We start from the raw sequence: 305 nt of genomic DNA on the forward strand, positions 1-305 counted from the left end.
GGGGTGAAGTCGTAACAAGGTAGCCGTATCGGAAGGTGCGGCTGGATCACCTCCTTTCTATGGAGAATTGATAAGCGCTGCTTATCAATATAAGTTTCCGTGTTTCGTTTTGTTCAGTTTTGAGAGAACTATCTCTCATATATAAATGTATGTTCTTTGAAAACTAGATAACAGTGTAGCTCATATTTTTTAATTTTTAGTTTGGTTAAGTTAGAAAGGGCGCACGGTGGATGCCTTGACACTAGGAGTCGATGAAGGACGGGACTAACGCCGATATGCTTCGGGGAGCTGTAAGTAAGCTTTGA

2 rRNA genes are annotated in these 305 nt (G+C 41.6%); both read left to right on the top strand.

The annotated features are described in order from the left end of the window. Positions 1–57, top strand: a 16S ribosomal RNA gene (locus ACS2CR_RS34525); the annotation flags it as partial. 146 nt (positions 58–203) lie between these two features. Then, a 23S ribosomal RNA gene (locus ACS2CR_RS34530) occupies positions 204–305 on the top strand; the annotation flags it as partial.

The organism is Bacillus cereus group sp. BceL291 (assembly GCF_051776705.1).
Lineage (GTDB): Bacteria > Bacillota > Bacilli > Bacillales > Bacillaceae_G > Bacillus_A > Bacillus_A cereus.